Raw genomic sequence first — 20,101 nt, 5'->3', positions numbered from 1 at the left:
CTATATTTGTCTCTGTGTGGTAGTAATGTATAACTCATTATATATTACTCTTTAAAACTCATTATATTTTGATTAGGGTGCGAGCTAATTAAAATAAAATAGGATGAGGAGTAGGCGGTTCTTCTGGAGCCGCTTTTTTTATGAGTATCATACACTGTGGTATGTATTTACATAAAAAAAACCAGTTTCTATTATCTAAAAACTGGTCTTGTCTATTTTTTTGTTTCTTCCTTTACTCAACTTTTTTAATGCTTCTTTCAGCAACCTTATGGTCTTGGATAGGACGAATAAAGTAATGATTAATCTTTGTATGATATTCTTTTTCTAATTTTAAATTCTTTTGAACAAAAGAAGTGTTTAGAGAGAGAATTTCAAAATTTAGGTTTTGGTGAATAATGAGACTATCTATCAAAGGTTTATTGGTAAAACTAAATCCCGAACCAAAATTTGTGGTAGATTTTACAAATTGATACCCTGGTTTTCCTTTTAAAATATTGAAAAAATCATCATAGTTTTCAGGATCTAAATACTCATAGGCAAAATCAACCTTTATAGGATTGGCAGGAAGTAAATATCCATTTGTATGCCAAGTCATCTCATCTATATGAGAAAGGTGATAAGGAATTATTTCACTGGAACCCTTTGCTGTCAAATTGTGCTTTAAGTTCTCTTGAGCGAGAATCAGTCTTTTATTGACCTTTGTTTCAGTCTCAGATTCATCAAGAATAAGATTGGTATTCAACTCATAGATACTCGTTTTCCTCTTTGTAGATCTAGAGAACCAAGGCATCGGTTGTTTTGTGTCTGCATGTACATAACTCAAAACTTTATTATCAAAATCAAGCGTACTTTCTTCTTTAGTACAACTCACCATGAGGCTTAATCCGAATACTGCTAAAATAAAATATCTCATGGGGTTTTATGGTTTACTGTTAGGAACAAATGTTCTAATATTAGACTCCACTACACCTTCTGGATAAAAGGTTTCGATTTTCCAATTATATTGAGCAAAATTAGTAGGTTGCCAAGTTTTTATTTCAATTTCAAAAACATCGTGTTCTCCAGTAGATTCTAGATAAACTGGCAGCGCAACTCTAAATAAATCTGGTGCTTTTAAGCCTGCGGTGTTTTCATCCAAATTACTTTTCCACATCGTAAGCCTTTGGTTTTGCTCTCTAGGCCCTTTCCATTTGAATTTTAGGATATTTTTCGGGTCTTCATGAAGTGCATTTTCATCAATTAATTGAGCAGGACGATTATCCAGTTCTTTGGTACATGATCCAAGGACAAAGGAAAAAATTATTGCAAAAAGAAATAAGATTTTTTTCATAGAACCAAATATATAAAAAAAATGATTATTGCCATACCATTTGAAGCATCTACTGACTAGAAAATCAAATTGAAGAATTGTTTTTTTAGTTATCTGAGAGCCCTAAAGTTTTGTTACCTTTGTGGGTTAATCAACCAAAAATATAATTTTGAAAGCTAAAAAAGAATCACTTATTGGAACTACGGTTATCATAAGCTTGATTGTGTTGTATTTCGGGATCAATTTTGTGAAAGGAAACAATGCTTTTTCTCTTGGATACAATACCTATGTGGAATATGATCAAGCAAATGACCTACAGGACGGTGCACCCGTAATGATTAATGGAATCAAAGTGGGGCAAGTAAAAAATATTGAAATCCTAAAAAATAAGAAATCGTCGATTTTAGTAGAGCTTTTGCTCACTACAGATCACCCAATCCCTAATGACACCAAGGCAGTTTTGAAGTCTAGTGGTCTTATGGGAGGAATGATGATTGACCTAGAATTAGGAGCTTCACAAGAACTCATAAAAGAAGATCAAAAATTTATTGGAACTGTAGAAGCAAGTGCCTTGGCGGGTGTAACAAATGCCATTGGCCCTATGACAGGGAAAATAGATGTTTTGATGACGCAAGTAGATCAAACACTAGCTGAGTTTAAAACACTAGCCCAGAACCTCAATAAATTTATGGCAGAGGCTAATCTGAATCAAAAACTCAACAATGTAGATGCTCTAATGCTTTCTCTTAAAAAAACGAGCCAAATAGCTCAGTCCACTTTACAAGAGATAGAACAAACAACAAGCTCAGCAAATCAAGCTATTCAAGATATTGAAATGAAGAAACTCAGCCAAAAACTTCAAAACACGCTTGATGAATCAAACAAAATGATTGCAAAGCTCAATTCAGACCAAGGAACTTTGCATAAACTCACAACAGACGAAACCCTTTACAACAACCTAAGTAAATCCACCGAATCTCTCGATAAACTCTTGAAAGACCTAAAAGAGCACCCAAAGAGATATGTTCATTTTTCTGTTTTCGGAAGAAAGGACAAAAAATAAAACAGTAAACAGAAACAACAAACAGATTTTTATAAAAAACTATGGGAATCATCTCTAATATTTTATTTGCCATTCTTTTGGCAGGAGCTATATTTTTCTTTACGAAGAATATAAAAAGGATTAGAAGAAATATCTTCTTAGGAAAAAAAATAGACCGCTCTGACCGTTCTGCCGAAAGGTGGAAACTGATGGCAAAAGTTGCCTTAGGACAAAGTAAAATGACGGTAAGACCTATTGCAGGACTTCTACATATAATTGTCTATGCAGGTTTTGTGATTATCAATATAGAAGTACTCGAAATAATCATCGATGGTCTTTTTGGAACCCACCGTGTTTTATCATTTATGGGAGGGTTCTATGATTTCCTAATCGGATCATTTGAAATTTTGGCTTTCCTTGTTCTTCTGGCATGTGTGGTATTCTTTGTGAGAAGAAATATTGTAAAAATTAGAAGATTTAATCTTAGTGAAATGAAAGGTTGGCCAAAGAATGATGCGAACCTAATCTTAATGATCGAAATTGCTTTGATGTCGGCATTCCTTTTTATGAATGCTTCAGACTATATTCTTCAAACAAGAGGAGCAGACCATTTTGTTCAAGCAGGATCATTTCCCATCAGCTCTATGCTGGTTCCTCTTATTGACGGATTGTCAAATGGAGCATTAATGTTCATCGAAAGATTTACTTGGTGGTTCCATATTATCGGAATTCTCTTTTTTCTAAATTATATTATCTATTCAAAGCATTTACATATTGCCTTAGCTTTCCCAAATGTATTTTATGCAAAACTTGAAGAAAAAGGGAAATTAGACAATTTGGAAGCGGTTACTAACGAGGTAAAAATGATGATGGATCCTAATGCCGATCCTTTTGCAGCACCAGATCCAGGAGCCGAAGAAGACACACCAGAAAGATTTGGAGCAAAAGATGCTACTGATCTTACTTGGGTTCAGCTAATGAACGCATATTCTTGTACAGAATGTGGGCGTTGTACCTCAGAGTGTCCTGCGAATCAAACAGGAAAGAAGCTTTCGCCAAGGAAAATCATGATGGATACTCGTGATAGAATTGAAGAAATAGGAAATTTCCAAGATAAAAACGGAGCAGATAAAGAAGACGGAAAATCTTTGATTGACGATTATATTTCCAGAGAAGAAATTTGGGCTTGTACCTCGTGTAATGCTTGTACAGAAGCTTGTCCAATAAATATTGATCCATTATCTATTATTGTAGATCTAAGAAGATATTTAGTGATGGAAGAATCGGCAGCACCTACAGAACTCAATATGATTTTTAATAATATTGAAAATAACGGAGCCCCATGGCAATTCTCTCCAGCAGATAGACTGAACTGGGCAGAAGAACTCAAAGAAGAAGAAAACAACAAAGAAGCAAACGCATGAGCAATCAATATACACAAGTAGCCACCATGGAACAAATGATGGCAGAAGGAAAAGCTCCAGAAGTACTCTTTTGGGTAGGATGTGCTGGTAGTTTTGATGATAGAGCAAAGAAAATAACCAAAGCATTTGTAAAAATCCTCAATAAAGCAGGAGTAAGCTTTGCTGTTTTAGGAACCGAAGAAAACTGTACAGGAGATCCTGCAAAACGAGCTGGAAACGAATTTTTATTTCAAATGCAAGCCATGATGAATATCGAAATTCTAAATGCTTATGAAATAAAAAAGATTGTAACTACTTGTCCGCATTGCTATAACACAATTAAAAATGAATATCCACAACTCGGTGGAGAATATGAAGTAATTCATCATACCGAGCTTATTCAGAGTTTGATAGATGCTGGGAAAATTACTATAGAAAACGGAACGTTTAAGAACAAGAAAATCACCTTCCATGACCCTTGTTACCTCGGTAGAGCCAATGAGGTTTATGAAGCACCAAGAGAAATTCTTACGAAACTTACCAATGAACTTCATGAGATGAAACGTTGTAAATCTCGTGGATTGTGTTGTGGAGCAGGAGGTGCTCAAATGTTTAAAGAGCCCGAAAAAGGAGATAAAGACATCAATGTAGAACGTACAGAAGATGCTTTGGAAGTAAAACCCGATATTATTGCCACAGGTTGTCCTTTTTGTAATACCATGATGACCGATGGAGTAAAAGCAAAAAACAAAGAAGCGGATATTGCCGTTTATGATATTGCAGAACTCGTTGCTAACGCTCAAGACTTATAATTTTAAGATATGTTTGTTCCTTTTGAATCTCTTTCAAACAATAATAAAGTATGGATATACCTTTCCGATAAAGCCTTTACGGAAAGTCAGCTACCTTTACTCAACAAAAAACTAGAAACACTTTGTGAAAATTGGCAAGTACACGGGAGTCCACTTCAAGCCTCTTATCAGCTTGTGGCGGATCAAATGATTGTTCTTTTTTCTGATGAAGTAGAGAATCAAGCTTCAGGGTGTTCTATTGATTCCTCTGTGCGTGCATTAAGAGAAATTTCAGAAACCTTTGGTGTAGAGCTTTTTGATCGTTGGCAAATAGCTGTTGAGGTGCAAGGGATTTTTGAAACCATGCATATCAATGATCTCAAAAAACGTTTTAAAACTGGTGAAATTACCGCAGAAGATTTCATTTATAAAACAACTCTTGGTTCAAAAAAGGAATTCTTGGAAGCAGCCAAAGAACCTATTTCTGAAAGTGCTTACTATACCATGCTGAAATAATTCAAAATAGTGAAAAAGGCCGAAGAAATCATTCGTAGTATAAAAAAAAGGGATTTTTCACCCGTGTATTTTCTTTCGGGAGAAGAACCTTTTTTTACAGATTACATTGCCGATTTAATAGATGACACTTTATTGGATGAAGGACAGAAAGACTTTGATTCTCAAGTGTTTTATGGAAAAGATTCCAATGTATTGGATATTATTTCCTCGGCCAAACAATATCCTATTTTGGCAGAGAACAGAATGGTTATCGTTCGAGAAGCTCAATTATTAAAAGGAATAGAAAAATTTAAAGACTATTTCCAAAAAATTGCTCCAAAAACGGTTTTGGTAATCTGCTACCGCCAAAAGAAAATAGATAAACGCTCGGCACTGTATAAAAGTTTCCCAAAAGAAATCGCTTTTTTGGAAGCCAAGCCACTTTATGAAAATGAAGCCTTCAAATGGGTGGAGAATTTTGTAACCGATAGTAAACGAAAAATAGCTCCAGGAAGCATTCGTTTATTATTGGAAAAAACGGGTACGAATTTAAGTTTGATCTATAATGAGTTGGTTAAATTGTTTATCACCATTCCCGAAGGAGAAGCACTCACAGAAGATATCATCGCCGAAAAAATAGGTGTTTTAAAAGAGTTTACCATTTTTGAATTACAAAAAGCAATTTCTACAAGAAATGCCTTACGTTGCCAGATGATTGTAAAGCATTTTGCTCAAAATCCCAAAAAGCACCCACTTGTTGTTACGCTTTCCTCTTTGTATAATTATATTACCAAACTCATTATCATTCACGGAATGAATACCCAAAATGAAAGAGAAATAGCAAAAGCCATTGGGGTTCATCCTTTTTTTGTAGGAGAATACTTAACGGCTGCAAAATATCTTGATTTAAGAAAAAGTGTGCAAATTCTTTCCTTTTTGAGAGAAGCAGATGTACGTTCCAAGGGGTATGATAATGTGAGCTTATCAGATGAGCAGCTCCTAAAAGAATTGGTGTTTAAGATGATCCATATCTAATCATCTTCCCAATGTCTAGTGATATTCAAAAATTTCAAATTCCTCATATAGAGAAAACCATCCGATTGTCTGAATTGGATATTACCCTCATTCCTCAAGTGGTTTCCAAAAGTCAATGGAAAAAATTGATTAAGAAAAATCAAGTGCAAGTGAATGGAAACATCGCAAGAACGGCTACTTTAATAAATCCCAACGATTGGGTAGAAATAGAATGGAAAAATTCAAAACTAGCGAAGATTTTTCCCCTTGAAATATCGGTAATTTACGAAGACGAATATTTAGCAGTCGTGCAGAAACCAGCAGGATTTCCTGTTTCTGGAAATTATTATAAAACAATAGAAAATGCTTTACCATGCAACCTGAAAAGGAGTAGAATTATGGCATTTCAAGATTCATTTCAGCCTTGCCACCGATTAGATAAGTTAACAGCTGGTCTTCTCATTATTTCAAAAACTAAAAAGGTGAGAGATTATTTCTCAAAATCTTTTGAAAATAAGACAATTGAAAAAAAATATCTGGCAGTTGTACAAGGTAATTTTACTAAACAGGAAGGATTTTGGGAAAGGGCAATTGAAAATAAAGCAAGCAAAAGTGGTTTTAAGGTTTTAAAAAGTGCCGAGTCCAGAAAATGGGGACCTTTGCATTTATTGGAATTAACACCTTTTACAGGCAGAACACACCAACTCCGTATTCACTGTGCAGAAAATGAAACCCCTATAGCGGGTGATAAGCTCTATAATGCCAAGAAAACCCCGCAAGATAAAGGGCTTTTTCTCTTTGCTAATAATATAACCTTTCAGCATCCTATTTGGAATGAAAAAATAAGTCTGAGCATCCCAAAACCAAAAAAGTTTGATTGGATATTTAGATAATTAACAATCATTAACAATAAAACACGGGTTCTTTTACCTGAATTTACAATAAAAAGATTTCTTAGCCCAAAATATATTTACTATCTTTGGTAACTAGACCTTTAAATCATTAATTATGAAAAAACTTCTACTATCTATTTTTGCAATGATTTCTTTTATTTCATTCGGACAAGAGTGGAGTGAATGTAAAAACCTTGAGACAACTTTTCAACCAGTTGTAGCAGGTTCAAACGCTGGTGAATATACAGTGAAAATTGACGTAAAAAACAATAAGACAGAAATGCTAAGCGTTTGTAATTATTGGTTAAAGGCAGAATCTGATGCAGACGTTGAATTTGTTATTGCAAACGAAGTTTGTGTTCCTATTAACGCTGGAGATACAAAAACATTTACCGCAAAAATAAAAGTAAAAAATACGGCTTTGGAATTTGTTACGATAAGCTTAAAGCTTAAAGACGGAATGAATACAGAGAATCCTGCATATTGTACTTTTTCAAAAACATTAGGTGTAGGAGATAAATTAAACATATCTGAATTAGAAGCTCAAGCAGAGTTATTACATACTAAATATTATGACTTAATGGGTAGAGAAGTAAAAGAGCCAATTGGTAAAGGGTTCTTTATCGTAAAGAAAGAGTATGAAGGTGGAAAATCATCAGTAGAGAAAATTTACTCTTCTCACTAATTACCTTCAAAAAAATAAATAAAAGCCATCAGCTTGACTAAGCTGATGGCTTTTTTGATTTACAATATGATAATTATCAAATAATATTTGCACAAAAGACCTTAATTTTAGGGCAATAAACATAGAAAGATTAAATTTTGTGAATCTTTAGTCATTATATTAGTAAACAAAGCTTTATCTATTTTACTATCACAAGTATTTATTATTTCTAGTAACTTTATACCGAGCCGGTTTTAACTTTCCTTTTTTTTATCCACAAATCAATTGATTTATAGGAAAAAAGAAAGAAAAACCATTAGAAAACCTGAAAAATCAATTCAAATGAGTGAAACAGAATTATTAGAAAAGTTTCAACAAAGAATAGACCGTGAGGAGAAGATAGAACCAAAAGACTGGATGCCTGAAGCGTATAGAAAAACATTGGTTCGCCAAATGTCTCAACATGCACATTCTGAAGTAGTAGGAATGCTACCAGAAGGGAATTGGATTACCCGTGCACCTTCGTTGAAAAGAAAATTGGCACTTCTTGCAAAAATTCAAGATGAAGCTGGACATGGACTTTATTTGTATAGTGCAGTGGAAACACTTGGAACCTCAAGACAAGAAACCGTAGATGCACTATTGGAAGGAAAAGCAAAGTACTCAAGTATTTTTAATTACCCAACATTGACTTGGGCAGATATTGGAGCCGTAGGTTGGTTAGTAGATGGTGCAGCTATTCAAAACCAAGTGTCTCTTTGTAGAACGTCCTATGGACCCTATGCTAGAGCTATGGTGAGAATTTGTAAAGAAGAATCTTTTCACCAAAGACAAGGATATGATATCATTGCTACTTTAGCACAAGGGACTCCTGAGCAAAAAGCTATGGCACAAGATGCCTTAAACCGTTGGTGGTGGCCTTCTTTAATGATGTTTGGACCCTCTGATAAAGATTCTCCAAATACAGCTCAGTCTATGAAATGGAGAATTAAACGTCAAACAAATGACGAACTACGTGAAGAGTTTATCACTAAAACAATTCCACAAGCAGAATTCCTAGGTCTTACCGTTCCTGATGAAAATCTTAAATGGAATGAAGAAGAAAATCAATATGATCATAGCCCAATAGATTGGGAAGAATTCTACCAAGTTATCAAAGGAAACGGACTGTGTAACAGAGATAGAATCCGTGCCAGAAGAAAAGCCGAAACAGAAGGAGAATGGGTAAGAAAAGCAGCATTAGCCTATGCGGAAAAGCATAATTAATAATCCTAGCTAAATTACCAATCACAAAAAAAGAAAAAATCATGTCAAATAATACAGAATGGCCTCTTTGGGAGGTTTTTATCAGAAGTAAAAACGGACTTCACCACAAACATGCTGGAAGTATCTTAGCTGCCGATGAAAAAATGGCAATAGAAAATGCCAGAGACGTTTACACACGTCGTCAAGAAGGGGTTTCACTTTGGGTTGTAAAATCAGAAAATATTGTTGCTTCGTCACCAGATGAAAAAGGACCACTTTTTGATCCTGCCAACGACAAAGTTTATCGCCATCCTACGTTTTACCACATTCCAGATGGAGTAGAAAATATTTAGAAAAAAACTATGGCAGAAAAAAATAATTTATTCGAATACTTGGTGAGACAAGCTGATAATCAATTGATTATTGGGCATAAAATGAGTGAGTGGTGCGGTAAAGGACCTGTTCTAGAGGAAGATATTGCATTGATCAATACTTCTTTGGACTTTTTAGGGCAAGCTCGTTCATTATACCAAGAAGCCGTAAAGGTAGAAGGTAAAGGAAAAACCGAAGATGATCTTCCTTTTCTCAGAACAGAAAGAGAATTTAGAAACTGCTTAATCTCAGAGCAGCCAAATGGACACTTTGGAGACACAATTGCTCGTCAATTTCTCTTTGATGCATTCTACTATTTCTATTATCAAGCATTAGAAAACAGTACAAATGAATTTCTTTCAGCTTTTGCTACAAAGTCTTTAAAAGAAGTTACTTATCATTTGAGATTCTCTTCAGGATGGATGAAAAGACTTGGAGATGGAACGGAAGAAAGTCATGAAAAAGTGCAAAATGCCCTAAATGATATTTGGATTTTTTCGGGAGAGCTTTTTGAAACTGATGAAATAGAAGAAACACTTCAAAAAGAAGGAATTGTTCCAAATATGGAACCAATAAAAGATCAATGGATGGCTTTTGTAAAAGAACAAATTGCTGAAGCTACACTTGAACTTCCGTCAGAAGCTTATGATATTATGAAAGGTGGAAGAAATGGAGTTCATACAGAGTATCTTGGACATGTTTTGTCTGAGTTGCAATATATGCAAAGAACTATTCCAAACGCAAACTGGTAATCTACACAAACCATGATTTCTATTCCAGATTATCAAAATACCATTATGGAACTACTGGAAGCCGTGAGGGATCCAGAAGTTCCTGTTTTATCTATTGTGGATTTAGGAATTGTTCGAGCAGTAGAAAAAAACAATAAGGGTGCATTTATCATTACGATTACACCTACTTATTCTGGTTGTCCCGCAATGGATTTTATTGAGCGTGATATTCGTGCTGTAATGAAAGAAGCAGATTTGCAGTTAGCGGAAATAAAAACCGTTCTTCATCCTGCTTGGACTACAGATTGGCTTAGTGAAAAAGGAAGAGTTGCACTAAAAGAATATGGAATTGCTCCTCCTGTTGGATCTCCAAATAAAGGATTCCTTCTCAAAGAGCACAAAACTATAGAGTGTCCGCATTGTCATTCACAAAGTACAGAAATGATCAGTCAATTTGGCTCTACAGCTTGCAAAGCCTTATATAAATGTGATGATTGCTTAGAACCTTTTGATTATTTCAAATGTATTTAGAGTAAATGATATAATCGGTATGAGACACTTGTGTCTTGTTTATAAGCTAAAACAAAACCCTCAGAAATCGATATTCGACTTTTGAGGGTTTTGTTTTAAAATTCCATTTCTATTTGGTATCTAACGTTGTTCTACCACCAAATATTCCCATTCTTTTTGAGTTTCCTTAATATTCCAGCCTTCTTTTTCCAAAGCAGTTTCGAGTGTCGAAAAATTTTGTGTCCAAGGTAATTCTAGAGAGTGTTTAGAAACACTATCAGTAGCATGAAAAAATAGTGTTCTGGTATAAGAGCTTAGTAATTTCGATATTTCTTTTGGACTACAATGCTTGATAGTGATTACATTGCTTGATCCTGAACTAGAACATTTTGTCTTGGAGTCAGAAACCTGAGGTGATTTGTGAGTAAGAAAATAGGTTTTTTTAGAACGTTTTTCTCTATAAACTTTTGAATCTATTTTATCCAGAACATATTTTCTTAGTTCTTTGATATGCTCTTTAGATTCTAGGCTAATTTCATAATTGAAGTATTCAAGATCTTTCTTGTTTTTCACCTCTATCAACGCCATGGGATGTGTGAATAACTGACTTACGAGAGCCTGTTTAGTGCATCCGTAGCAGTCAAAAATTTCATTCTTTACTGTATTAGTGCTAAAATAATTTTTACATTCTACTTCACCTTTTTTATTAACCCTTTGAGAGAGTTTTGCCCATTTTACAGTTCCTATTCCTTCCAATTTTGTCTCTTTATAGGGAATTTCAATGGTTTCGGTACAAGAAATACTGAGGAAGGCTAAAAGAATGGGGAATACAATTTTTAATTTCATCTAATACGATTTATAGTGATCATTTACGCTTATAGTATTATACCGATACATTGCTGAAAACTAATTGATGAATAAAATGAGGTCAATGAGTGTTGAACTAGTAATCAGTATAATTATTTTTGAAACGAATATATACAATATTTCAAAACAGTCTGTTAGCTCGATCGATCTTTTACAATATCCAACATGTTTTTAAATGGAATCGCTTTTGTGGCATAAGCCAAAAAGAGAGAAACACCAAGGAAAATGGAGAGATTTAGTAACCATAAAGAGCTCAATGAGGTAGATAAAAACCCAAAAGCCAAAACCACTAAAACGAAGGTGATGATACGGAAATAATAGGCTAGAGACACTTCAATCTTAAAATGTTTAAGTGAAAAAATGATTTGTACAACAGAAACAAAAATTTGCGTGATTAAACTGGCAATTGCAGAGCCCAAGGCTTGCCATTTTGGAATACAAATAAGATTAAGAACAATGTTGATCACCAAAGCAGAGAGCGAAAGAATATTGAGTAATTTAACATTTCCATTTGCGGTAAGCAAAGTCCCAAAAATATAAGTGGTGGAAATAAACACAAAACAAAACATCAGAACAGCAAGAATATGCGAAGAATGTTCATGTAAATCCTCATATTTCCATTGCATAATCTCATTTCCGAAAAACAAAGCAGCAGTTGCTACTAGAATGGAGATAGGAAACAATACCTGAAAAGAAATTTTCACTAAGGAATGAATACTTTCGTTCTTTGCCAAAAGCTTTGAAAACATTGGTAACAAAAGAGTGGCAAAAAGATAAGCAACCATATTTCCTGCCTCAAAAAAACGATATGCTTGTGCATAATAACCCGATTGAAGCGTGCCATCGGGAAGCATTTTTTCTAGCATGATGGTATCACTTTTATAGTAAAAAGTCATTAGTAAAACTAATAATGCAAAAGGATAACTCTTTTTGAGAATAGCAAGAGTGATTAGCTTATTCCAACGTGGAAGAACAAAAGCAGATTTTTTCCAAACCCAAAACAAAGCAAACAAAAAAGAAGTACCAAAAGCCAAAGTTTGGGCATAAATAAACCACATAATATCTAAAGGTTTCGGAAAAGCTTCACCCCATAATAAATACGCTGCAAAGAAAATAAGAAGGAGTTTATCCAAAACAGAAATAACACTGTCTAGCCAAAAAATTTGCAAACCAGCAATATTAGATCGCAAATAAAGAATCAATGCCATAAGAGATTGATTAATACCCAACCAAAGTAGCATTTTTAATTCCAGCTCTTGGTAACCCCAAAGTAAACCTAGCCCTAGTGTGAACATCAGATAAACGAGCACCAACATCAATTTAACCCCAATTAAATGGCTAAAATATTTTCCCATAAGTGAATGGTGACGAGAAATATGCTGAGTGTTATAGCTATTAATTCCTAGATCGAGAATTATTTGAAGTAAATAAGAAAAATTAAACACCGCAAAGTAAGTTCCATAAGATTCTGTTCCCACTGCATTGATCATTTCCGCATCAATTCCAAGAATATAGAATGGCTTGATCAAAAAATTGAGAAAAAGCAGAAAACCAAGGTTAATCAAAAACTTCCTTTGCATACGTTTGGTGCTAAATTTTTATCTTATACCGATTACGTGCTAAATTACTCACTGATACAACTACTTGTTCAATACTCACTACTTCATTTCATTCATAATAGAGCTTTCGCAATGTATCGGCATAATACCGGAGGGTAAATTAACACCATAAATGGTCTTATTTTCTTTTTCAAAATCTAAAAGATTTTGAAATCAGAAATACAAGTATCAATGAAACGACAAAAAAACATAATTCGTATGAATCAAGCAATATATTTGATTTAATTTTGTAAAATGAATATTGGTGTCAACGTAAGATTATTGCTGAAAAATAGGATAGAAGGTATCGGAAGATTTACCTTTGAGAGTCTTCAAGAGCTGGTGAAAATCAGACAAGAAGATCATTTTTTCTTTTTCTTTGACAGGGCTTATGATCCAGAATTTATCTTTGCAGAAAATATTACTCCTGTAGTATTTGGTCCACCAGCAGTTCATCCTGTTCTTTGGGATATTTGGTTTCAATTTCAACTCCCAAGAGTCTTGAAGAAATATGAAATAGACCTCTTCTTTTCTCCAGAGTCCTATGTCTGTCATTTTACCACTACTAAGCAAATTAGTGTGCAACATGATGTTAATTTTCTTAGGAATAGATCTCTTTTAAAAGGGTGGAATGGTTATTATTTGAGAAGAAATTTCCCAAAGTTTGCGCATCGATCAGATTTGGTCCTTACCGTTTCAGAATTTTCGGCAAAAGAGATTCAAGAAGTTTATGGATTAGAGAAAGACAAAATCCAAGTTTGTTATAATGGTGTTTCAAAGAATTTTAAACAATTAGCCCAAATATCCAAAAGAGAAATACAGAGAAAATATACAGATTCTCAACCATTTTTTTTGTTTGTAGGAGCCATAAGCAAACGGAAAAATATCAGTAAAACCGTTTTAGCGTTTGATGAATTTAAAACAGAAACAGGCTCTTCCATGAAATTCTTGATTGTGGGAAAACCCATGTTTTCTGATCGAGAATTAGAGACGTTATTCAACTCAGTTTCGCATAAAAAAGACCTTCTTTTTTTGGGCAGACAAACAGATGAAGTATTGATAGAATTGCTCAATGGAGCTGAAGCATTGGTGAACCTTTCTACCTATGAAGGATTTGGACTTCCTCTTGTGGAAGCGATGGCTTGTGGGTGTCCAGTTTTAGCAGCAAATAATAGTTGTATGCCCGAAATTGTGAAGGATGCAGGTTTGTTAGTTGATCCAGAAAATAAAGAAGCAATAAAAAAGGCATATTCAGACATTTTAGATTCTAAGAGACAAGAAGATTTAGTAGAAAAAGGCTTGGCTAGAGCCCAATTTTTTACTTGGGAAAAAGTAGCCCTAAATATTAGTAAAGCCATAGATTATGTTGCAAAATAAATACAAAGAAGAAGGCATAGAGGTAGGATGTGATGAAGCAGGTAGAGGTTGTTTGGCAGGTCCAGTGGTGGCCGCAGCAGTCATTATACCCGAAAATAAAATAATTACTGAGCTTAATGACTCAAAAAAAATGAGTCATAAAAAAAGAATGGAAGCTCGGGAAAAAATGATAGAGCAAGGTTATTTTTATGGAGTAGGAATTGTTTCTGAAACTGAAATTGATGAAATTAATATTCTGCAAGCTTCTTTTTTGGCAATGCATCGTGCACTCGATGAATTGAAAGAAAACTTTGATAGAATTTTAGTAGATGGAAATCGTTTTAATACCTACAAAGATATTGAGCATCATTGTATCGTGAAGGGAGATGCAAAATTTATGAGTATAGCTGCCGCTTCTATTTTTGCAAAAACAGAGCGAGATTTACTTATGGAAAAATACCATTTAAGCCATCCTGAATACGATTGGAAGGCTAACAAAGGTTATCCAACAAAAAAACATCGTGAAGCCATAGAAAAATTCGGAGCTTCGCCATACCATCGGAAAACTTTTAAACTACTTAGCAAGCAAACCAAATTGCCTTTTTAAAACGAAGATATATTGATAATGAAAGCCCTAAAATCACTCATCATACTACTCACTGTTATTCTAAGTGTATTTTCTTGTAAAGAAGAAGTTCAATATAAAAAAACAGAGAATATTCAGGTAATTCCACAAAATGCCGCATTAATTGTGGAAGGAAGAAATCTTAAAAAAACCAAAAAGGCTTTTGAGGAAATGGAATTCTCGAAACTATTGACCAATTCTAATAAATTCAATAGTTTTTTTGAATCCATTGATCAACTCAACAATCAACTTGATAACAAAGGTTATTCGCTTTGGGGAGCTTATGATTATTCTTTTTCAATGCACCCAACAGGCGCTAAGAAATTTGGACAACTTTTCATTTTAGACAACGAAAATGAGGAATTATGGCAAGGAGTTCAAAGTAGTTTGGATACAGAAGAAAAAAACAAAATTACTTATGATAATCAAGAGATTATCAGCCTTAAAAAATGGAATTTATACCTTACTCAGATAGAAAAATATTTTATTTTGAGTAACGAAGAAATTTTACTTAAAGATGCCATTAGACAATATTCAGCAGAAAATGATCTCACAAAAGATCTTCAGTTCCAAAAAGCATTTCAATCGGCAGATCGATCAGAGGTTGTAAATATCTACCTGCAAACCGAAGAAGGTTTGAAAATATTGAATATGACTTATGGAAAAACCTTTGAAATTTTTTCAGGCTTAGAAGAATGGGTGGCTTTAGACCTGCAAATGGATTCTAAAACCATGCTATGGAGTGGAATTTCAACTGTTTCTCCCAAAAACGATTTCTTTTTCCAGTTTCAAAACCAAGGAAAAACAGAGGCTCAAGTTGCCAATTATTTACCCTCAAATACTCAGTATTACGTAAGTTATCTTTTTCCAGAGTTTAATAATTACCTTCCTAAAAGACTCAATGTTTTGGAAAGAAATCTACAATTTGAAAGTTATAGAAGTTATAGAAAAAAACACAAGGTAAAAGAAAAACAACTTGCTAAATCTATTGATAATGAGTTTTCTATAGCGTATTGTGGAAACACAATTGAAGATCAAAATAAGGTAGGACTCATCAAATTAAAAGATGCCGAATTTGCCCCAGATTTTTTAAATGCATCTGAGGATATTTATAGAGAAGTAAACATTTCTAGCTTTAAAAACCCTGAGTTATTATACTATTTTTTTGGAAGTTTTTTCAAAAGTTTCAAAAGTCCAAAAGCCATTGTTTTGGATGAGTTTCTTATTGTTTCTGACGAAATAGCAAATCTTAAAGCAGTAGTAAATGACTACAAAGCAGATAATGTTTTGAGCAAGCAAGAAGCTTATAATCAGATAGCAGAAGAATTAAATACCAATACCAATGTTCAGGTTTATATTTCTGATGAAGCCCTAAAGCTTTTCCCGATGCAAATGGCTAATGATAAAAATAAAACTCAACAGAAAGAGGTCGGACAAAGTATTCAGAACCTAGGTAAGGTAATGATGCAAATTAGTGCAGAAGATGATTATCTACAAATTAATTTAGCCAATAAGAATCCTAAGGTTGAACTGCCAAAAGAGGAAACAAAATTAGCCTGGAGTTTAAGCTTGGAAGCTAAGCCAAGAATGGCTCCACAGATTGTAAAAAATCATCAAACAAAAGAAAGAGAAATAGCTATTCAAGACAAAAACAATATTCTTTATTTGATTTCACAAACAGGTAAAATTCTTTGGAAAAAGGAATTACCAAAACCCATTTTAGGAAATATTAATCAGATAGATATTTATAAAAATGGCAGACTTCAATTACTTTTCAATACAGAAGACAACCTGTATTTACTGGATAGAAACGGAAAGAAAGTGAAAGGTTATCCTGTGAATTTACCTTCTCAGGCACAGGCAGGTCATGGATTATTTGATTATGATAGAAATAAAAATTATCGAATTCTTGTTCCTTGTGAAAAAAATCTTGCGATGTATGATGCCCAAGGAAAACCTGTGAAAGGGTGGAAAGCTTGGAAGCAAAATACAGCAAGTACAGGAATGCCACAACATTTGAGAGAAAAGGGTAAAGATTATCTCCTTATTCCACGTAGTGGAAACAAAGTAAGTGTTCTAAACCGTGTGGGAAAAACAAGGATTAAAGTGAATGAAACCATTCAAATACCCGATGGGAGTATGTTTACGCTTTCAGACAGAGCCAATGTTCTTTTTGAAATCTTAGGAAAAGAAGCTTTTTATGATATCCGATACAACGGAAGTGTAAAACCAAGAGCCCATGGAATGAGTAATATTTTCTATCACAATAAGCATGGCAAGAATATTTATTTATCCAATAAAAAACTCTTTATAGGGAAAGAGGTTTATGAGTTTGAAAATGAACTACTTCAGTCTTCATTGGCGGTTAATTCTAAAAATAATTTTTTCGCTGTTAATAATCCTGCCTTAGATGAAATTTACCTCATAGACACCGAGGGAAGTTTGAAAGATGGTTTTCCGGTATTTGGAAATACTGCACCTGGAATAATTAGTTCTAAAAACCATTTATTATTGATTTCGGGAGCAAGCGATGGAACACTTTATGGGTACCGAGTACGGGTGGAATAGAGGAAGAAATTAGGTGCGAAATAGTTTTATTATTGCTTTTTGATTAAATATTATAGTTTTTATATTACAACAATATTTTTATGTAATATTGTAATCCCTACTAATGCAAATATAAATATCGTACATGAAGCTCAGTTGCATTTTAATTGTAGAAGATGATGTAATTATTGCCAAAGCTTTTGCTCATTATCTGATACAAAAAGGTTATGAGAACATTAAAATAGCAAGGACATTCAGTCAAGCGATTGCATGTATTAATGAATTCTCTATTGACATTGCATTACTGGATATTAATTTAAATGAGAAAAATTCGGGAATCGATTTAGCAAAAATTTTGGTTAAACAAGAGAATATTCCATTTGTTTTTATTTCCTCTCATTTTGATGATGAAACTATAGAGCGTGCAAGGGCAACACATCCGAATGGTTTTTTAACAAAACCAATAAATAAAGATACATTATATACTACACTAGAAATGATATCATTAAATAGTAGAGATGCTGATGATGTTCTAATTATTAAAGATGGATATAGTACTATAAGGTTGGATATTCGTAAAATTCTCTTTATTGAGGCTGATCATGTTTATGTAAATATTTATTTAGAAAACAAGAATGCGCCAATTTTGGTTCGAAATTCTCTTCAGAATCTTGAGCAACTAATCCACTCTAGTGATTTTATCAAAATCCATAGAAAATACTTAATCCATACAAAAAAGGTTGAAAAATATAATTCGTCCAAAGTATTTATAAATGGTACTGAATTACCAATTGGTACTACACGAAAAAAGAATGCTTTAAAACTTTTAGGTAGTCTATGAAGTGTTTATATCAATTATATATGATAAGATTTTACTGTGAATTATTCCAATATTGCCATCGAAAGATAATTTCTAATTTTTTAAAATGAGCAATTGCAAATTATTAATTGTTTCTTCTTTATTTTGGTGTTTTTTCATCTGTTTGATTCCTGTTCAAATAGGTTTTTCTAAAGACCTAAAACCTTCATTTGGAAGAGATTTTTTTACGCATAGAAATCTTCAAGAAATAGATAGTTTTATTCTATTTTCAAATTACGATAGCACGGCATTGATGTATCAAAAAGCAGTTATTCTAGATGCCAATAATTACAATGAGAAAGCATTAGATATACTGTTGAATATTTTAGAAGACCAATACGAACTCTCAGATTCCATTCGAATTTCTTCATTAATAACCTCTTCTTTATTATATGAAAAACTCTCAATGTTTGATAAGAGCCTTGAAATGTTAGATGCTTCAAAAGCGGAGATAGAGAAAACAAAATTTTATTCATTAAACCCTTTTTATTACTTGAGAAAATCTTCTCTATATAGAGTGCAAAATGATACAGTTTTAGCTGAAAAGGCATTACAAAATGCAATTTATTGGGGGAAGATTTATAAAGATTATAACAATCTTGGTCAATGCTATATGGTAAAATCTTTTCTTGAGTTTAAGAAAAATCCTTTCAAATCTAAAAGTTCAATAATGATGTCTCTAGAAAATATAAAGCACTCTAAGGATAAAAGGGGGCTTACTGTGATGCTTGCCCATTTAAGTAATTGGCATAAGAAATATGGAAAAATAGATTCAGCGTATTACTATATAAATTCAGCAATTGATACTTTCTTTTTCTATGGTGGAACAGATGAGTTTACATTTTTATTCCTTGCACGTTCAAGAATATTAGAAGCTCAAAAAAAAGCAGAATTAGCATTGAAAGATTATAAACAGTACTATGAATATACCATTAATAATATTAAGAGAAGAAACAAAGTGGAAATTGTCCAAATCACTGAACAATATGAAAATGATAAGATAAAATTAGCTTTATCAAATAAAGAAAAAGCTCTTGAAGTTAATAAGAGGTATAATGTCTTAGCATTCATTAGCTCTACCATTTTTTTTCTATTAGCTCTAACAGCGTTTCTATTACTTAAACGTGGAAATAGGTTATATAAAGTCAAAAACGAGATTAATAGGAAGTTAAAAAAGGCAATCAAACGCGAAAAAATACTACTTAAGGAATTACACCACAGAGTTAAAAATAATTTACAGCTTATTGTTGGACTTATGGAGCTCCAATATGAAGAAAATTCAGAGATTAAATCAATTAAAAATCAAATTTTCAGCATATCTGCAGGACATGATTTAATTTATCAATCGTCCTCAGAAGAAATGGTTAATGTTTATGAGTATATGTCTCATTTAGTAAAATATATGATTTCTAGTTACCACTTTCAATTAAGTCCTAAAATAGACATTGAAATTGAAGAATCTTTTGAGCTTTCTTTGGATAAAATGGTTACTATTGGACTTCTTTATAATGAATTAATAACGAATTCTATTAAACATGCACAAATCCCTAATAAAACTTTAATTATGACATTAAAAATGCAGTATGAAGAAAATAATCAATTAGTGATGAGTTATATTGATAATGGTCCTGGTCTAAACAAAAAAAGTAGGGGCTTTGGGAGCGTTGTTATAAATTCTACCTTAGAGCAGTTAGAGGCAAATATTCAAATTATAAGCTCAAATAATGGTTTGTCATTAACGATTAGTGCACCATTAAATAAATCAGGATCTAAAAATTGA

At 33.2% G+C, this 20,101-nt stretch carries 20 protein-coding genes; 16 read left to right on the top strand and 4 right to left on the bottom strand.

All coding sequences use genetic code 11. The features are described from left to right. Positions 1 to 232: 232 nt before the first annotated feature. The gene (locus N4A45_03590; protein MCT4664302.1) at positions 233 to 913 is read right to left on the bottom strand and encodes a hypothetical protein; all 681 of its coding nucleotides are present in this window, start codon (positions 911 to 913) and stop codon (positions 233 to 235) included. A gap of 6 nt (positions 914 to 919) precedes the next feature. Then, on the bottom strand, positions 920 to 1,330 hold the full coding sequence (locus N4A45_03585; GenBank protein MCT4664301.1) for a hypothetical protein: 411 nt from the start codon (positions 1,328 to 1,330) through the stop codon (positions 920 to 922). Between the two features lie 148 nt (positions 1,331 to 1,478). Here N4A45_03585 and N4A45_03580 point away from each other — a divergent pair, with 148 nt between their 5' ends. The 11 genes from N4A45_03580 (at position 1,479) to paaJ (ending at position 10,490) form a co-directional block, all read left to right on the top strand. Further along, the gene (locus N4A45_03580; GenBank protein MCT4664300.1) at positions 1,479 to 2,372 is read left to right on the top strand and encodes an MlaD family protein; all 894 of its coding nucleotides are present in this window, start codon (positions 1,479 to 1,481) and stop codon (positions 2,370 to 2,372) included. A 41-nt stretch (positions 2,373 to 2,413) separates the two neighbouring features. Beyond that, complete coding sequence (locus tag N4A45_03575; protein MCT4664299.1) at positions 2,414 to 3,775, top strand: (Fe-S)-binding protein; 1,362 nt, start codon at positions 2,414 to 2,416, stop codon at positions 3,773 to 3,775. Continuing rightward, positions 3,772 to 4,566: a (Fe-S)-binding protein gene (locus N4A45_03570; protein ID MCT4664298.1), complete on the top strand. Its 795-nt coding sequence runs from the start codon at positions 3,772 to 3,774 to the stop codon at positions 4,564 to 4,566. The genes N4A45_03575 and N4A45_03570 overlap by 4 nt, the downstream gene beginning before the upstream one ends. Before the next feature lie 9 nt (positions 4,567 to 4,575). Further along, positions 4,576 to 5,061 carry a hypothetical protein gene (locus N4A45_03565; protein ID MCT4664297.1) on the top strand — a complete coding sequence of 162 codons (486 nt, stop codon included), beginning with the start codon at positions 4,576 to 4,578 and terminating at the stop codon, positions 5,059 to 5,061. A gap of 9 nt (positions 5,062 to 5,070) precedes the next feature. Then, positions 5,071 to 6,075 (top strand): DNA polymerase III subunit delta, encoded by a 1,005-nt coding sequence (gene holA / locus N4A45_03560; GenBank protein MCT4664296.1) that lies wholly within the window; start codon positions 5,071 to 5,073, stop codon positions 6,073 to 6,075. A gap of 11 nt (positions 6,076 to 6,086) precedes the next feature. Then, complete coding sequence (locus tag N4A45_03555) at positions 6,087 to 6,947, top strand: RluA family pseudouridine synthase (GenBank protein MCT4664295.1); 861 nt, start codon at positions 6,087 to 6,089, stop codon at positions 6,945 to 6,947. 115 nt (positions 6,948 to 7,062) lie between these two features. Beyond that, a complete protein-coding gene (locus N4A45_03550; protein ID MCT4664294.1) occupies positions 7,063 to 7,632 on the top strand; it encodes a hypothetical protein in 570 nt (189 codons plus the stop codon). Between the two features lie 294 nt (positions 7,633 to 7,926). Further along, positions 7,927 to 8,877, top strand: a complete 951-nt coding sequence (gene paaA, locus N4A45_03545) for a 1,2-phenylacetyl-CoA epoxidase subunit A (protein ID MCT4664293.1) — start codon at positions 7,927 to 7,929, stop codon at positions 8,875 to 8,877. Between the two features lie 41 nt (positions 8,878 to 8,918). Continuing rightward, a complete protein-coding gene (gene paaB, locus N4A45_03540) occupies positions 8,919 to 9,209 on the top strand; it encodes a 1,2-phenylacetyl-CoA epoxidase subunit B (GenBank protein ID MCT4664292.1) in 291 nt (96 codons plus the stop codon). Positions 9,210 to 9,218: 9 nt separating this feature from the next. Continuing rightward, complete coding sequence (paaC, locus tag N4A45_03535; protein ID MCT4664291.1) at positions 9,219 to 9,980, top strand: phenylacetate-CoA oxygenase subunit PaaC; 762 nt, start codon at positions 9,219 to 9,221, stop codon at positions 9,978 to 9,980. Positions 9,981 to 9,992: 12 nt separating this feature from the next. Continuing rightward, positions 9,993 to 10,490: a phenylacetate-CoA oxygenase subunit PaaJ gene (paaJ, locus tag N4A45_03530; GenBank protein ID MCT4664290.1), complete on the top strand. Its 498-nt coding sequence runs from the start codon at positions 9,993 to 9,995 to the stop codon at positions 10,488 to 10,490. Positions 10,491 to 10,610: 120 nt separating this feature from the next. Here paaJ and N4A45_03525 read toward each other — a convergent pair whose 3' ends face one another. Continuing rightward, a complete protein-coding gene (locus N4A45_03525; GenBank protein MCT4664289.1) occupies positions 10,611 to 11,315 on the bottom strand; it encodes a hypothetical protein in 705 nt (234 codons plus the stop codon). 155 nt (positions 11,316 to 11,470) lie between these two features. Next, positions 11,471 to 12,916 (bottom strand): oligosaccharide flippase family protein, encoded by a 1,446-nt coding sequence (locus N4A45_03520; protein MCT4664288.1) that lies wholly within the window; start codon positions 12,914 to 12,916, stop codon positions 11,471 to 11,473. Positions 12,917 to 13,189: 273 nt separating this feature from the next. Here N4A45_03520 and N4A45_03515 point away from each other — a divergent pair, with 273 nt between their 5' ends. From N4A45_03515 to N4A45_03495, 5 genes are all read left to right on the top strand, one after another. Beyond that, positions 13,190 to 14,311 carry a glycosyltransferase family 4 protein gene (locus N4A45_03515; GenBank protein MCT4664287.1) on the top strand — a complete coding sequence of 374 codons (1,122 nt, stop codon included), beginning with the start codon at positions 13,190 to 13,192 and terminating at the stop codon, positions 14,309 to 14,311. Further along, complete coding sequence (locus N4A45_03510) at positions 14,298 to 14,897, top strand: ribonuclease HII (GenBank protein ID MCT4664286.1); 600 nt, start codon at positions 14,298 to 14,300, stop codon at positions 14,895 to 14,897. Before N4A45_03515 ends, N4A45_03510 begins: the two co-directional genes overlap by 14 nt. Before the next feature lie 18 nt (positions 14,898 to 14,915). Next, on the top strand, positions 14,916 to 17,483 hold the full coding sequence (locus tag N4A45_03505; GenBank protein MCT4664285.1) for a hypothetical protein: 2,568 nt from the start codon (positions 14,916 to 14,918) through the stop codon (positions 17,481 to 17,483). 124 nt (positions 17,484 to 17,607) lie between these two features. Further along, positions 17,608 to 18,303, top strand: a complete 696-nt coding sequence (locus tag N4A45_03500; protein MCT4664284.1) for a response regulator transcription factor — start codon at positions 17,608 to 17,610, stop codon at positions 18,301 to 18,303. Positions 18,304 to 18,574: 271 nt separating this feature from the next. Continuing rightward, complete coding sequence (locus tag N4A45_03495) at positions 18,575 to 20,101, top strand: sensor histidine kinase (GenBank protein ID MCT4664283.1); 1,527 nt, start codon at positions 18,575 to 18,577, stop codon at positions 20,099 to 20,101.

It is taken from the genome of Flavobacteriales bacterium, assembly GCA_025210805.1.
Lineage (GTDB): Bacteria > Bacteroidota > Bacteroidia > Flavobacteriales > CAJXXR01 > JAOAQX01.
This window is presented reverse-complemented; position numbering and strand designations above follow the sequence as displayed.